The sequence below is a fragment of the Priestia sp. FW507-14D1A genome, from assembly GCF_058781295.1.
The window spans coordinates 1-722 of record NZ_JBYSWQ010000030.1; the positions used below are offsets into that span (position 1 = coordinate 1).

Genomic DNA, 722 nt, shown 5'->3' on the forward strand with positions numbered 1-722 from the left:
GAAATGCAAAAAGGTGGCGTTATCATGGACGTTATCAATGCAGAGCAAGCAAAAATTGCAGAAGCAGCAGGCGCTGTTGCTGTTATGGCATTAGAGCGTGTTCCAGCTGATATCCGTGCAGCAGGCGGCGTGTCTCGTATGGCAGACCCAACAATTGTTGAAGAAGTGATGAATGCTGTGTCCATTCCAGTTATGGCAAAAGCTCGTATTGGCCATATTGTTGAAGCACGCGTGCTAGAAGCGATGGGTGTAGACTACATCGATGAAAGTGAAGTGTTGACTCCAGCTGATGAGGAGTTTCATTTAAATAAAAATACATTTACGGTTCCATTTGTGTGCGGTTGCCGTGATCTTGGCGAAGCATCTCGTCGTATTGCTGAAGGAGCTGCAATGCTTCGTACAAAGGGAGAACCAGGGACAGGAAACATTGTGGAAGCAGTGCGTCATATGCGTCAAGTAAATGCTCAAGTACGTAAAGTTGTGGGCATGGACGAAGATGAGTTAATGACAGAAGCTAAACTATTAGGTGCACCTTATGAGTTATTACTGCAAATTAAACGTGAAGGTCGTTTACCGGTTGTAAACTTTGCAGCAGGCGGCGTAGCAACACCAGCAGACGCAGCGTTAATGATGCAGCTTGGAGCAGACGGTGTGTTCGTTGGATCAGGAATCTTCAAATCAGACAACCCTGAAAAATTTGCGCGAGCAATCGTGGAAGCAAC

Annotated in this window: 1 protein-coding gene; it reads left to right on the forward strand. The window is 46.1% G+C overall.

Features of this window, described 5'->3' with window-relative positions; genetic code table 11:
- A partial coding sequence (gene pdxS, locus AC3WJG_RS26660) for a pyridoxal 5'-phosphate synthase lyase subunit PdxS (RefSeq protein ID WP_337134740.1) occupies positions 1–722 on the forward strand: 722 nt, incomplete at both ends.